12 protein-coding genes are annotated in these 14,732 nt (G+C 44.8%); 9 read left to right on the top strand and 3 right to left on the bottom strand.

The annotated features are described in order from the left end of the window. The first annotated feature begins 13 nt into the window (after positions 1-13). Positions 14-1,615: a type IX secretion system motor protein PorM/GldM gene (gene porM, locus GWO68_RS13355; protein WP_162346959.1), complete on the top strand. Its 1,602-nt coding sequence runs from the start codon at positions 14-16 to the stop codon at positions 1,613-1,615. Between the two features lie 22 nt (positions 1,616-1,637). Beyond that, positions 1,638-2,498: a type IX secretion system ring subunit PorN/GldN gene (gene porN, locus GWO68_RS13360; RefSeq protein ID WP_162346960.1), complete on the top strand. Its 861-nt coding sequence runs from the start codon at positions 1,638-1,640 to the stop codon at positions 2,496-2,498. A gap of 90 nt (positions 2,499-2,588) precedes the next feature. Here porN and uvrC read toward each other — a convergent pair whose 3' ends face one another. From uvrC to porW, 3 genes are read right to left on the bottom strand one after another with little or no spacing between them, the layout of a single operon-like run. After that, positions 2,589-4,403 (bottom strand): excinuclease ABC subunit UvrC, encoded by a 1,815-nt coding sequence (uvrC, locus tag GWO68_RS13365; protein WP_162346961.1) that lies wholly within the window; start codon positions 4,401-4,403, stop codon positions 2,589-2,591. Between the two features lie 12 nt (positions 4,404-4,415). Next, complete coding sequence (locus GWO68_RS13370; protein ID WP_162346962.1) at positions 4,416-6,740, bottom strand: penicillin-binding protein 1A; 2,325 nt, start codon at positions 6,738-6,740, stop codon at positions 4,416-4,418. 5 nt (positions 6,741-6,745) lie between these two features. Beyond that, the gene (porW, locus tag GWO68_RS13375; protein ID WP_162346963.1) at positions 6,746-9,583 is read right to left on the bottom strand and encodes a type IX secretion system periplasmic lipoprotein PorW/SprE; all 2,838 of its coding nucleotides are present in this window, start codon (positions 9,581-9,583) and stop codon (positions 6,746-6,748) included. Between the two features lie 316 nt (positions 9,584-9,899). Between porW and GWO68_RS13380 the strand changes: the two genes are divergently transcribed. The 7 genes from GWO68_RS13380 to atpA all read left to right on the top strand — a co-directional run bounded on the left by GWO68_RS13380 (position 9,900) and on the right by atpA (position 14,709). Beyond that, positions 9,900-10,127 carry an AtpZ/AtpI family protein gene (locus GWO68_RS13380; protein WP_162346964.1) on the top strand — a complete coding sequence of 76 codons (228 nt, stop codon included), beginning with the start codon at positions 9,900-9,902 and terminating at the stop codon, positions 10,125-10,127. A 6-nt stretch (positions 10,128-10,133) separates the two neighbouring features. Further along, positions 10,134-10,523 (top strand): hypothetical protein, encoded by a 390-nt coding sequence (locus GWO68_RS13385; RefSeq protein ID WP_162346965.1) that lies wholly within the window; start codon positions 10,134-10,136, stop codon positions 10,521-10,523. Between the two features lie 38 nt (positions 10,524-10,561). Further along, positions 10,562-11,593 carry a F0F1 ATP synthase subunit A gene (atpB, locus tag GWO68_RS13390; RefSeq protein ID WP_162346966.1) on the top strand — a complete coding sequence of 344 codons (1,032 nt, stop codon included), beginning with the start codon at positions 10,562-10,564 and terminating at the stop codon, positions 11,591-11,593. A gap of 36 nt (positions 11,594-11,629) precedes the next feature. Then, positions 11,630-11,887 (top strand): ATP synthase F0 subunit C, encoded by a 258-nt coding sequence (gene atpE, locus GWO68_RS13395; RefSeq protein WP_162346967.1) that lies wholly within the window; start codon positions 11,630-11,632, stop codon positions 11,885-11,887. 132 nt (positions 11,888-12,019) lie between these two features. Then, the gene (locus GWO68_RS13400) at positions 12,020-12,514 is read left to right on the top strand and encodes a F0F1 ATP synthase subunit B (RefSeq protein WP_162346968.1); all 495 of its coding nucleotides are present in this window, start codon (positions 12,020-12,022) and stop codon (positions 12,512-12,514) included. Between the two features lie 54 nt (positions 12,515-12,568). Next, entirely contained in the window at positions 12,569-13,126 is a 558-nt protein-coding gene (atpH, locus tag GWO68_RS13405) for an ATP synthase F1 subunit delta (protein WP_162346969.1), read from the top strand. A 2-nt stretch (positions 13,127-13,128) separates the two neighbouring features. Then, complete coding sequence (atpA, locus tag GWO68_RS13410; protein ID WP_162346970.1) at positions 13,129-14,709, top strand: F0F1 ATP synthase subunit alpha; 1,581 nt, start codon at positions 13,129-13,131, stop codon at positions 14,707-14,709. Positions 14,710-14,732 lie beyond the last annotated feature (23 nt).

Genomic DNA, 14,732 nt, shown 5'->3' on the forward strand with positions numbered 1-14,732 from the left:
AATATAGTATAAAATGGCTGGAGGAAAAGAGACACCACGGCAGAAGATGATCGGTATGATGTACCTGGTACTTACCGCACTTCTTGCCCTACAAGTGAACTCGGCTATCCTGTTAAAATTTCAGTTCCTGGACGAAAGTTTATTGGGAGTGAATGGTAAAACAGTGACTGATAATGCCGGAGTTCTATCTAATATTCGTTCCGCAGTAGATAAAGGCGGTAACAGATCATCTGATAATCGTGTGCTTGGTAATGCACAGGAGATTCGTAAGAGAACAGATGAAATGGTGAAATACATTCGTGAGATTCGTGAAAAGCTGATCGCAGAAACAGGGGGTAAAAATCCTGATGACCCGAACCAGTATGCTAACCCTAGCGGTGAAGACAAAGTAGCGATGACAATGATTGGTGCAGCTGCCAAGAAAAATGGTGCAGCTTATGAGTTAAAAGATAAACTGAATGCTTATGCTAAGTTTTTAAAACCTTTTAACCCAAACACGCCTGATCAGTTAGCGAATGATGGAAAAGATGACCCTGTTGCAAAGAATGATAAAGCACAGCGTAACAAAGACTTTGCTGAACTAAACTTCGAAAACACTCCGCTTGTTGCAGCTCTTGCTGTACTTTCTCAGAAAGAAAACGAAGTGTTAAAGTATGAGTCTGATGCTTTACAGAAACTGGCTACACAGGTTGGTGCTGACATCATCAAGTTTGAGAAGATATTTGCGATGGCCCGTGCTGAGTCTAAGACTGTAGCTGCTGGTACCAAGTATAAGGCTGATATGTTTATTGCGGCTTCTTCTGATGCGATCACGCCTAAAATGAGCTTCCAGGGAAGACCAGTAAAGGTAGTTGATGGAAAAGGACAAGTAGAATTTACTGCAGCTGCTTCAAACTACGATGCGGAAGGTAACTCAAAACAATCCTGGAAAGGTCAGATCACAATCAATCAGAATGGTCGTGATACGACATTTCAGGTACAGGAAGAATACGTAGTAGCTAAACCAGTAATACAGGTACAGTCTGCTGCAGTACAGGCGTTATACTTCCAGTGTGCTAACGAGCTTAACGTACAAGTACCTGCATTGGGTGCAGTTTACGATCCAAGTTTCAGTGCATCAGGTGGTACAGCCATCAAAGGTGCTAAAAAAGGTTTAGTAACTATCATCCCAAGCTCAACTGAAGTTAGACTTAACGTGAGCAGTGGTGGTAATGCCATCGGTTCTGAAACATTTAAAGTTCGTCCTATACCTAAGCCAACTCTTGTTGCTATAGTTAATGGTCGTCCGTTGGATGTGAAGCGTGGTGTGCCAGCACAGTCTTTCAGACAAGTAACTATAGAAGCAGTAGCGGAAGAAGGTTTTAAACAATTATTACCTAAAGAAGCACGTTATAGAGTAACACGTTGGAAAGCGTATCTTGTAAGAGGTACAAACCCAATCGACCAGGTAGATGTATCCGGACCATCAGAGAACCTGACACGATTTGCTGCTAAAGCGAGCAAAGGCGACAGAGTTGTAATTGAAGTTCTGGATGTAAAGCGCCTGAACTATAAGGGAAGTGTTGTAGATGCTAAAACCAGTGGTGATACATTCTGGAACATACCATTAAACTAAAAATTAGAAGCTTACAAGGAGTATGAAAGTAGTAAAAGCATTAGGTATAGCAGCTGGTATTTTCCTGAGCGTAAGTGCAATGGCGCAGCAGGTTTCTACAACTGCAACAAGCAGTTCTTCTGCCAGACCAATACCGGAGCATGATATTCTGTTTAAAAAAACTGTATGGCGTAAAATTGACCTGCGTGAAAAGCAGAACAAGCCAATGTTTTCAGAAAACAGAGAGATCACGAAGATCATTATGGATGCGGTTAAAAGCGGTGAGCTGACAGCCTATGCCAATGATTCGGTGAGCAAGCCTTTAACTCGTGAAGAATTTGTTGGTAACATGACCAAAAAGGACAATGTTGAAGAACTGAGCGAGGAAGAAAAGGCAGCAGGCTTTGGACAGGAAAAGGAAGAGGATGATGCCTGGGGTGCTGCCCTTGGCGACAAAGCCGGTACTTCTACTACAGGTCCTATAAGCAACGAGTTTTTCCCGAAGGAACTATACTTACTTGAGCTAAAAGAAAACATTGTTTTCGACAAGAAGCGCTCCAGAATGTATCATGATATCCAGACGATAACGCTAAAAGTGCCTGCTACAACAAATGAGATGGGTATTGAGAACACAGTAGCATCGTTTAAAATGAGTGACCTGGTACGTGTTTTCCGTGCAAACCCGGAAACAGCTGTATGGTATAACGCTCAGAACGATGCACAACACAAGAATCTGGCAGATGCCTTTGACTTGTGGCTGTTCAGTTCTTATATCACTAAAATTTCTAACCCTGGCGACAGAGCTTTATCTGACATCTATGGTGGTGGACAGAAAGGATTATTAGCCGCTCAGGATGCAGCAGAAGCACTGATAGAATACGAATACAGCCTTTGGAGCTACTAAGCTTTAAAGCAGATACTAAAAAAGGAGACTCAAATGGGTCTCCTTTTTTATTTATAGTTAGCACTATAATTGACAGATGCAAGGAACAAACTATAGTTGGCTATCAGGGTGCAAATAATTGAAAAGTATAGCTGCTTTTGATTTTCCTATTTCAGCAGTTAATTCTGCCAATGACAATTCTCTTAGCTTCTTTACAGATCTATACTTGTTCAGCAGCTGGTCTGAAATAACCGGGCCAATGCCTTTAATGTCGGTAAGTTCGGTTTTAAGGGTACCGGCATCGCGCTTACTTCTATGGAATGTAATGGCAAATCGATGTGCTTCGTCGCGTATTCGCTGAATTAAACGCAGCGATTCTGATTTTTTATCAATGTAAAGCGGCAGACTATCACCGGGGTAAAAGATCTCTTCCAGGCGTTTGGCAATACCAACTATAGCTACCTTGCCCCAGATATCGAGGTCTTTTAAAGCTTTAACGGCAAAGCTCAGCTGGCCTTTACCACCATCAATAATAATAAGCTGAGGCAATGGCTGGTTCTCATCCAATAACCTTCTGTAGCGGCGGGTCACAATCTCATACATCGATTCGAAGTCGTTAGGGCCAACAACAGTTTTGATATTGAAATGGCGGTAGTCTTTTTTGCTGGGCCTGCCATTTTTGAAACAAACCATAGACGCAACCGGGTTATCTCCCTGAAAGTTAGAATTATCGAAACACTCGATGTGGCGGGGCAGCTCTGTTAAACGAAGGTCCTTTTTCATGGTCTCTAACACGCGTACCTCGCGCTGATCGCTTAGTTCCCGGTTCTTTTCCAGGCGGCCTTCCCGTTCCTTACGCAAATACATCGCATTCTTTAACGACAGGTTTAGCAACTTTTTCTTATCCCCGATCTGCGGGTAAGTAACGGTAACATTATCCAGCGGAAGTGTAATTTCTATGTTGCTGATAACCTCACGAGACGTACTTTCAAATTCTTGTCGCAACTGAACTATAACCGAAGCAAGTATATCTTCATCGGCTTCGTCCAGCTTTTTCTGTACTTCTAATGACTGGGTAAGGATAATAGAGCCATTCATTACTTTCAGGTAGTTCAGAAAAGCGCACTGCTCATTTGATGTGATCGAGAAAACATCAATGTTTGTAAGTGTGTTACTAACTACTGTGGACTTTAGCTGAAAGTCTTCGAGCATATCCAGTTTCTGTTTGTACTGGTGAGCAAGTTCAAACTGAAACTCGGCAGCAGCAGTAGCCATATGCTCTTTAAAATAGTTCTTTGCTATAGTTAAGTTACCTGAAAGTATATTCCTGATCTGAGAGATATAATAGTTGTATTCCGTTTCGTCAATGAACGCTTCGCAGGGGCCTTTGCAGTTACCGATGTGGTATTCAAGGCAAACTTTAAACTTTCCGGCGGAAATATTCTCAGGAGAAAGGTTATAAGTACAGGTTCGTAACGGATAAAGTGTGCGGATCAGATCCAGCACAATGTTCATAGTGGTTACGCTGGGGTAAGGTCCGAAGTAACGCGACCCGTCGTTGATCTTGTTACGCGTACTGATAACGCGTGGAAAGCGCTCATTTACGATACAAATGTATGGGTAGGTTTTGCCATCCTTCAGCAGGATGTTATATTTTGGCTGATACTGCTTGATAAGGTTATTCTCCAACAGGAAAGCATCGGCCTCAGTATCAACTATAGTAAACTGTATGTCCTTGATCTGAGAGACAAGCTTAAGTGTTTTCTTGTTATGCTGCGCAGAGCGGTTGAAATAGGAACTTACACGCTTCCGTATATCAACCGCTTTGCCAACATAGATAATGCCTTTATCGTCAAAAAACTTATAAATACCGGGCTTATGCGGCAGGTGCGATATGGTGTCTTTCAGCTTTTCGTTTGCAGGCATTTTATACGCAAATTAGATCTCCTCCGCGTCCAGGTTAATCTCAGTAGGTATCTGCAGGAACTCATCCTGTTGAGCCGAATCGATCGGGATACCACCGCTGTTATACCTGGCGCAGTCTAATTCTACAGATAAAGGCGTTAAAGGTTTAGGGAAAGGCTGCTTTGAAACGTCTAAAGATTTATCAGCATACACTTTCTGCATAAAAGCACCATAAATTGGCATAGCTGTTTTGTTACCCTGCCCCAACGCAATTGATCGGAAGTGGATAGAGCGGTCTTCGCCACCAACCCAGGTACCTGTAACCAAATCTGGCGTAAGTCCCATAAACCAGCCATCAGACTGGTTCTGAGTAGTACCGGTCTTAGCAGCTATCTCGTTCTTCAGCCCATTGCGGTGGCGCAAACCATAGTAAGCAGTACCACCCGGTTCAGCAGCAGCCTTCAGCATATGGATCATCATATAAGCAGTTTCCTCGCTCAGGGCCTCTACTGTTTTCGGGGCAAATACTTTCAAAACGTTACCATGCTTATCTTCAATTCTGGTAATATAGTTAGGTTCTACCCAGGTGCCGCCGTTCACAAACGTGCCATAAGCACCTACCATATCAAATAAAGTAACATCGCTGGTACCAAGTGCAAGAGATGGTGTAGGGTCCAGTGGGGTAGAGATACCCATGCGCTTTGCTGTCTTAACAAGTGTTTCGGCACCCAGTTTGTTAACCAGGAAAGCAGAGATAGAATTAACAGACTCAGCCAGCGCCTTACGTAAGGTGAACTTCTGTCCCGAATATTTATTATCCGCGTTGTTAGGACACCACATGTTGCCATCCGGTAACGGAATACACACTTTGGTATCAATCACCTCGTAGCATGGGTAATAGCCGTTTTCGATGGCAGTCGTGTATAAGAACGGCTTAAACGTAGAACCCGGCTGGCGCGCGCCTTGGTTTACGTGGTCGTACTTAAAGTGCTTATAGTTGATGCCGCCTACCCAAGCCTTTATATGACCGGTTTGAGGTTCCATGGCCATAAAGCCTGCCTGCAGAAAGTGTTTATAGTATTTGAGGGAGTCCATCGGGCTCATTTCTACCTGCTTTTCACCGTTCCAGGTAAAAATGGTCATCGGTACTTTTTTGTTCAGGTAGTAATTGATCGAATCCTCGTCGCCGTCAAAGCGGTCGTAAAGTTTCTGGTAACGGCTGGTGCGCTTAATAGCTTGCTCGGCAAAACCTTTAATTTCCTTTCCGTTACGGTCTGTCCAGGGATTGCGGTTTTTCCAGTGGTCGAAAAATAGTTTCTGCTGCCCCTCCATGTGTTTTTCCATGGCCTGCTCAGCATATTCCTGCATACGGGAATCTATAGTTGTGTAGATCTTCAAGCCATCGGCATAAAGGTCGTAGCCATTTTCGCGGCACCACTTCAGCAGAAACTTGCTGGCTTCGGTACGGAAGTATGGCGCCAGGCCAATGTTCTGGTTCTCTACACGGTAATCAAGGGCAATCTTTTTATCTTTTACCTGGTTATATTCTTCCTCCGTCAGGAAATCATATTTCACCATTTGTGATAACACCACATTGCGGCGGCGCATCGAGTTTTCAGGGTTAAATTTAGGGCTATAGTAGGTAGGGGCTTTCAGCAAACCAACCAACACAGCCGATTCCTCTAACTTTAAATCGTGCGGAGCTTTATTAAAAAAAGTTTTGGCAGCTACTTTTATACCAAAGGCATTCGACCCGAAATCCACGGTGTTCAGGTACATGGTCATGATCTCGCGCTTGGTATAGTTACGCTCCAGCTTTATAGCCATTATCCATTCCTTTGTTTTCAGGATGAGCATGCGCAGGCCTGGCACGTCGTTCAGTAAGCCATTATTCAGTTCATCGCCACGCGTGTTAAAAAGGTTTTTGGCCACCTGCTGTGTAAGCGTACTGCCACCCCCTTTGTTTTGGCCGGTTAAAAGTGAGAAACCGACGCGGGCCATTGCTTCGGCGTCAATACCAGAGTGTTTTTCGAAGCGCACGTCTTCTGTTGCGGTAAGCGCCTGTATCAGGTTTTCAGGAAGATCTTCGTAATCTACAGGCGAGCGGTTCTCCCGGAAATATTTGCCCAGCAGTTTATTATCGGCAGAATATAGTTCTGATGCCAGTTCGCTCTTAGGGTTTTCGAGGGTGCGCAGGTTGGGCAACTCACCAAAAAGGTTCAGGAAGTTGGCGCTTACTGCATACACGTAAAGTATAAAAGCCACAAAGCCGCCTCCAAATAGCAGCCAAAGGGTGGTTACAACTTTAGGGAAAACCGTTTTCTGTGGTTCAATAGGTGTCTTTTGACGCGTAGTCATGTACTTTAATAATTGTTTTTGAAGAAAGTCTGGTATGCTTCCACATCCTTCTTCTGCATGAATTTCTGATAGTTGGCAGAAGATATTACAAAGGTAGTGAATTCTACGCCTCTAATTCTACCAACCGGTGCCTGCGGGCCTTTTTGTTTTATGTTATAAGACTTTGCAATCTTTACATCCTGTATAGGGCGCACCAGCAACATGGTTTTACCAACTGTAAAAGGCTGCTCAGTTATAGTTAGTTTCTCGCGGCCAAACTGGCTCTTGTTAAATTTCTCATATTTTGGCGCCAGATCTTTAAAAGCCTCATGCCCTGTCGGGTAAATCAACACAAAATAATACGCACTATCCGGCTCCGAACTATAGGCCATCGGGTCTGGTGCCGGTAAGCTGGCTGCCACTGTTGCCGAATCGGGCAGGTTAGTGGTATCAGGCGTTATAGTGGGTGTTGCTATAGTTTGCGTTGCTATAGTTGTGGTATCGGCTGTAGTTGCTTTAGTAGTATCCGGCTTGGCCGTGTTTATAGTTGGTTGCGCCGTTGCTGTAGGTGCAATTACTGTGCTAACTTTCTCTTCGGGTGTGGCCGATGAAGTAACTGCTTTGGGTTTGGCGTTTAGTTCAGGCGGTGCCTCTTTGCGCAACTGGTTTTTTTGCTCCAGCGAACTATAGGTTTCCAGCAGCTTGCCGGCATTAGCTTGTAAGGTACTGGTTGGGTAATCCTTTTGGAACTTCACTAACTGCTCGCGTAATACCTTCGGCTCTTTGGTGCGGGCCGTGATCATAATTTCCAGGTAAGCGGTTTTGTCCTGGATGTCGCTATGCGGGTATTGGCTTACCAATTGGTTTACGATCTGTTGGGCCATTTTATAGTTGGCTTCTTCGTAATAAGTATAGGCAGAGTCGTAAAGGGCATGTGCCTTCAGGTTTTCAACTGCATTTTTGTTCGTAAAATCAGTATCGTCTACCAACTGCGCAAACGCTGAATTCGGGAATTGCTGTTTTATCTTATTATAATAAACCTGTTTCTGTGCTTCGTTGCCCGCTTTGTTATAAATTAAGTATAGCGCATAGTAAGTTTCGGCGGCATGTTCGGTTTTAGGGAAGCGCTGCAGCAACTGCTCGTACGTCTCGGTTGCCTTCTCTGTGTTTTTCAGGTTTTGGTTATAAATGTTACCCAGTGTAAATAAGGCCTCCTCTACCATTTTCTCTGATCGTTGCATGGCAGCTGTAGTCAGTGGAACATCCTGCAGATAAGTTTGTACCTGCGCCTGGGCTCTTGCTTCCGGACTTATAGTTGAATCTGGTGCGGCTATAGTCTGAGTGGGTTGCTGTGCTACCTGTTGTCCGCCGCTCTCGCCACGGCTCCTGTAGCGCCAGAAATCCTGTAAAGGCCTGTCGCCCCAGCGGCGTATAAATTCGGAGCGAGCAGTTGCCATAGCTGCCGGGTTATCGAAATACCAGACACCGGCACTGTTGGTGGTTGGGTTAAAGGCCACCGCGTTATCGGTGTTTATACCAGAGCGGCGTTTTTCTTTCTGAGTTTGCTCTTGTTGCTGTTGTTTTGCTAAAAGTTGCTGTCTTTCTTCTTCCTGGCGCTCTACCAGTTGCTGCAGAAAAGCCATTCGTTCCGGTTCGCTCATGCGTGCAATGCGCTGCAAACTGTCTTGTGTCTGGATGGTGTTATACTGCGTGGCAAATGAAGTTAGTACATCGCGGCGTTCAACTACAGCATCGTATTCAGGAGCAGTTTTAGGGTAAACCTGTACAGCGCTGTCGTAGTAAGCCTGTGCCATGTTATACTTGCCCAAATGCTCAAAATATATTTTACCGGCCGACAAGTAACTATAGGCATCCTGGTTAGGCAAACTTCCCTGCTCTTTTATAGACTGTTGCAGAAAAGTAAGGGCTTTCTCAAAGTTTCCTTTACGTAGCTCAAACTGGGCCATCTCGTACAGGATCTTATTTTTGTACTCCTTGTTCTTTTCGTCTTTCAGCATTTTCTCGTAAAAGCCGGCAATACGCTCCTGGTCCTGCTCATCGCTCAACTCCGAAACCTGGCCAATGTATAACCTGCTGAAAAAACCAAGGTCGTAAGGTGGGTTGCGTTTTAAAATTTTGCTGTACTGTTTATAAGCCTCTTTGTCCTGGCCGGTGGCCTGGTATAGTTGTGCCAGCGCAAACCGTACCCGCGACTGCGCATCTTTCTGCTCAAAGTTAGGGATAGACAAGGCCAGGTTTTCGATCACCTTAGCCGTATCGCCAAGCATGCGGTGGTATTGCGCGCGTGCCAGGTATAGTTCACGGGCATTGTCCTTATTCAGCCGTTCGCGGCGCAACAGCTCCGATACCTGGTTCGCATTGTCTTCTTCCTCCATCTGCAAATAAGTGCGCATTAGCCATACCAATGCTTCGTGGCGCGCATCTTTATCTTTGCTTATCGTGTTGGCATATTTAAAAGTGCGGGCGGCATCTGCAAAATCAAGCTGGTAATAACGGGCGCGGCCTATCAGAATGTAACTGTCGTCAATCCATTTGCTGTTTTTGTGGTACTGAATCGGAAAGGACGCTTTCTTTACAATATCTTCCAGGTCGGCGGCAGCAGCTTTGGCAGTAGTAGAATCTATAGTTGGGTAAATGGGAATAGCCTGGTTGTAATCGTACTGCATTTGGGCCTGCAGGGCTTCTTCTACAGCACGCAGTTTTTCGCGGGCCAGAAAGTAGCCATTGTACCTTGCCGTAGTGTTATGGTAGGTTTTGCTTAGCGGATTGGTGCGCTCTACAGAACAGGCACCAGCCAGCAGCGCAATGAACAGGAGAAGAAGGTATGTTGCTTTTTGCTTCAAGTTGATTTGTGATGCAGGGATTATTCGGGCTAAGTATAAAAAATAACGTTGCAACCGGCTTTTAAAGTATAAGTATGCACGCATCAAAGCCGCTTACGCACCTGCTGCAAACTGGTTTAGCCAAGGCATCTCCTACAAAAATACACTATTATATAATATAAGGAACAGTTGCGGCAGGTTGAGTAATGAACTATAACGGAAAGGTTTAGGTTTCAGGCGGCATACCCGGTGTATAAAAAGTCAAAACTGTCTGCTTATTTATCAGTTACAGCACATTACAACAAAAAAAGGCGTAATTTTGCATTAAACTATAGGTATGGCAACTACTCCCGATAACGAAAAGAAAGATGGTGGCATAAAGCCATACATGAAATATTCCGGTTTGGCCTTTCAAATGATCGCGGTGATGGTGCTGGCTGCCTGGGGCGGTATGAAACTGGACGAACATTTTGCGACTCAAAACCCGTGGTTTACGATCGGGTTGCTGGTAATTGCGGTGGTAGCCTCTATGGTATTGGTTATACTTTCATTAAATAAAAAATAACTGCTTGTGGATTTCTTAAAAAAGCTTGCGCTGTATTCGTTGATTATCGGATTACTGATAGGTGCGTTACAGTTTTATTTTGGTAACCAGTTAGTGCACACGCATGTATGGTGGTTGTTCGGGTTTATGGTTATAGTTACTGCACTTACCTTTTATGTATCCAGGCTGGGTGTAAGCTACGATGCCGATAACTTTCAGCTCTACTATTTCGGGTCAATGGGTTTCCGGATGATCCTGAGCATTGCCCTTATATTTATATATGTGTTCCTGTTCTCGGAGAACGAGTTACAGTTCGTGCTTAACTTCTTTGTGTTATATTTTCTATTTACCGGGTTTGAAATTTACAGTTTGTTGGCTAACTTCGCACCGCAATTGAAAAAGCAAAACGAAGTATAAATTGTTCCTTTACAACTGTTGCTTCTAACTATCTCTTAATGAAGAAGTTATTTATTTTACTGTTTTCCTTCTTAACGATCACGGCTCAGGCTGCATCTTCAGAAGGCGGCGAGTTTAAGCCTGGCGATATGATCACGCATCACATCGCAGATGATTATACATGGCATTTTGCTGATGGCGCCGTGCTGTATCTGCCAGTTATCCTGATAGATAATGGTAAGCCTGTTGTATTCTCATCCAGTAATTTCTATAACGAGCACCACGAGCTTGTGCCTTACAACGGGTACGTAATGGAGCACGGCCACATTTACAGAGCAAATGCTGCAGGTGAGCCATCAGAAGATAAGGCAGGTTTGATGGATTTCTCTATCACCAAGAACGTGGCTTCAATGTTTATCAGTGTTGCGCTGTTGTTCTTTGTGTTCTTCTCTATTGCAGGTAGCTACAAGAAAAACGCTGGCAAAGCGCCAAGAGGTATGCAGTCGTTCTTCGAGCCAATCATCATCTTTATCCGTGATGAAATAGCGAAAGCGAACATCGGCCCGAAGTATGAGCGCTACATGCCATACCTGCTGACAATCTTCTTCTTTATCTGGTTTAACAACCTGCTGGGCTTAATGCCGGGCGGTGCTAACTTAACCGGTAACATTGCGGTAACGCTTGTGCTGGCTACGCTTACATTGTTGATTACGGTGTTTAGCGGTAATAAAAGCTACTGGGGGCACATCTTCGCTACGCCTGGTGTTCCGAAATGGCTTGCTCCTATCATGATCCCGGTTGAATTGATCGGTATCTTTACAAAGCCTTTTTCCCTGATGGTTCGACTTTTTGCTAACATTACAGCAGGTCACATCATCATTCTATCCCTGTTCAGCTTGATCTTTATTTTTGAAAGTATAGCAGTTGGTCCGTTGAGCGTGGCGTTTGCTACTTTCATGAACTTCCTGGAGCTTTTCGTGGCGCTGTTACAGGCTTATATCTTTACGTTGCTTTCTGCCATGTACTTTGGCGGTGCTGTAGAAGAGCACGACCATGTGGATGATATGGGACATGGCGACGGCGGTCATTAATCTGAATTCTTTTTTTAACTATATATAACTACAATTATGTTATTAGCAATGTTGCTTCAAGTTGCGACCGATTATGGTTTAGCTATCATGGGTGCCGGTATCGGTGCTGGTCTGGTTGCCCTTGGCGCTGGTTTAGGTATCGGTAGAATCGGTGGCTCTGCTATGGAATCTATCGCGCGTCAGCCAGAAGCTGGTGGTAAAATCCAGACTGCTATGATTATTGCAGCTGCTCTTATCGAAGGTGTTGCACTTTTCGGTGTGGTAGTTTGTCTGCTAATCTCTTTCAAAGGCTAGTAATAGCTTTTGCAGATCTCACGTCCGGACGCATGGTCCGGACGATGAGATTTAAGTAGTAAAATAGTTAAAGAGCCATAGTTGCAAATGCAGCGGGCAAACAAAAAACTAAATAGTCAACTTTCATAAACAATGGAATTAGTAACCCCCAATTTCGGTCTAATTTTCTGGCAGTTAGTAACGTTTCTTATCGTTCTTTTCCTGCTTACCAAATTCGCTTGGAAGCCAATCATGAGCGCACTTCGCGAGCGTGAGACTTCTATCGAAAACGCTTTGAGCGCAGCAGAAAAAGCAAAGCTTGAAATGCAAGGCTTAAAAGCAGAAAACGAGAAACTGTTGGCTGAAGCACGTATGGAGCGCGACAAGATCCTGAAAGAAGCTTCTGATGCAGGTAACGCTCTTGTAGAGAATGCAAGAAACAAAGCAAACGAAGAAGGTTCTCGCTTAATTGCACAGGCCCGCGAAGCTATCGAGAACGAGAAACTTGCTGCTCTTACTGAAGTGAAGAATATGGCTGCGGCCCTTTCAGTTGATATCGCTGAGCGCATCCTGAGAAAAGAGCTGAGCGATCCACAGGCGCAGCAGGCCCTGGCCCAGGATTATATCCGCGAAGTAACGCTTAACTAAACTTAAAACTGTTGGCGTTGCCCAAAGCAGCTGCCATACTTTATAAAAAGCACTATGTCAGAATTAAGAGTTGCTTCCAGATACGCGAAGTCGCTGATTGAGCTGGCTGAGGAAAAAGGAGTTTTAGAGCAGGTGCATGAAGACATGAAGCTGTTCACAAGCGTGGTTTCCCAGAACAGAGGCTTTCAGATGCTGCTACGCAACCCTATCGTTAAGTCAGATAAAAAACTGGCGGTAATCAATGGTGTGTTCAAAGGCAAAGTGAACGAAATGACACTAGCTTTTTACAACATTGTAGCGCGCAAAAACCGTGAGTCGTTGCTGGAGTTTATTGCTACTGAGTTTGAGAAGCAGTATAACCTGAAGAAAGGTATACAGCGTGCCAGCATAACATCAGCTGCGCCACTTTCGGCAGCATTGCGTCAGCAGATAGGCGAAAAACTTGCCAACGAAACCGGTAAAACGATACAGTTAGAAGAAATGATCGATCCGAGCCTGATTGGCGGCTTTGTGCTGAAAGTAGGCGATAAGCAGATCGATAGCTCTGTGAAGTATAGCCTTCGCAAGCTTAAAAATAATTTTAAAGACAATTCCTATATTAATAAACTATAATCATGGCAGAAGTAAGACCTGACGAAGTATCAGCCATACTAAGAGAGCAGCTATCAAACTTCCGTTCTGAGGCAGAACTGGAAGAGGTAGGTACAGTACTGCAAGTGGGTGACGGTGTCGCTCGTATCTATGGCCTTTCCAGAGCACAGTCTGGTGAGCTTTTAGAGTTTGAGAACGGACTTCAGGCGCTTGTTCTGAACCTGGAAGAAGACAATGTTGGTGCCGTAATGCTTGGCGATTACAGCGAGATCAAAGAAGGCGCAACAGTAAGAAGAACAAACCGCATCGCTTCAGTTAAAGTTGGTGATGGCATTATTGGCCGTGTGGTTAACACACTGGGTCAGCCTATAGATGGTCGTGGACCAATAGCGGGTGATTTATACGAAATGCCATTGGAGCGTAAAGCGCCTGGTGTTATCTATCGCCAGCCGGTAAACGAGCCAATGCAGACTGGTATTAAAGCGATCGACTCAATGATTCCGATCGGCCGTGGTCAGCGTGAGCTTATCATCGGTGACCGTCAGACTGGTAAATCAGCTGTTGCGATCGATACTATCCTGAACCAGCGCGAGTTCTTCGAAAAAGGACAGCCTGTATTCTGTATCTATGTGGCAGTTGGTCAGAAAGCATCAACAGTAGCACAGGTTGTAAAAGCCCTTACTGAAGGTGGTGCCATGGATTACACAGTAGTAGTTTCGGCTTCTGCTTCTGACCCAGCTCCAATGCAGTTCTTTGCTCCGTTTACAGGTGCTGCTATCGGTGAATTCTTCCGCGATACTGGTCGTCCTGCACTGGTTGTTTATGATGACCTTTCTAAGCAAGCAGTAGCGTACCGCGAAGTGTCTCTGCTACTGAGAAGACCTCCAGGGCGTGAAGCTTACCCAGGTGACGTATTCTATCTGCACTCTCGTTTATTAGAGCGTGCTGCTAAAGTAAACGCATCTGACGAGATCGCTCGTAACATGAACGACTTACCAGAGTCTATCCGTCATATGGTGAAAGGTGGTGGTTCTTTAACTGCTCTTCCAATTATCGAGACACAGGCTGGTGACGTTTCTGCTTATATCCCGACTAACGTAATCTCTATTACAGATGGTCAGATCTTCCTTGAGACGAACCTTTTCAACTCAGGTATCCGTCCGGCGATCAACGTAGGTATTTCGGTATCTCGTGTGGGTGGTAACGCTCAGATCAAAGCGATGAAGAAAGTATCTGGTACACTGAAGCTTGACCAGGCGCAGTTCCGTGAATTGGAAGCGTTTGCTAAATTCGGTTCTGACCTTGATGCTGCTACTAAGCTTACAATTGAGCGTGGTCGTCGTAACCTGGAAATCCTGAAGCAGCCACAGTTCTCTCCGGTATCTGTAGCAGAGCAGGTAGCTATCATTTTCGCGGCTACTAACGGTCTTCTGGATGATGTTCCGGTATCAGAAGTAAGAACTTTTGAGAAAGACTACCTGCGTACCATGCGTGCACAGCACCAGGATACACTGAACGCACTGTTAGCTGGTAAACTGGATGACTCGACAACAGGCGTAATGCGTCAGGTTGCAAAAGAGCTTTCAGCTAAATACAAGAAGTAATTTTTAAGTTATGCGTTAAAGGT

The organism is Pontibacter fetidus (genome assembly GCF_010119545.1).
Taxonomy (GTDB): Bacteria; Bacteroidota; Bacteroidia; order Cytophagales; family Hymenobacteraceae; genus Pontibacter; species Pontibacter fetidus.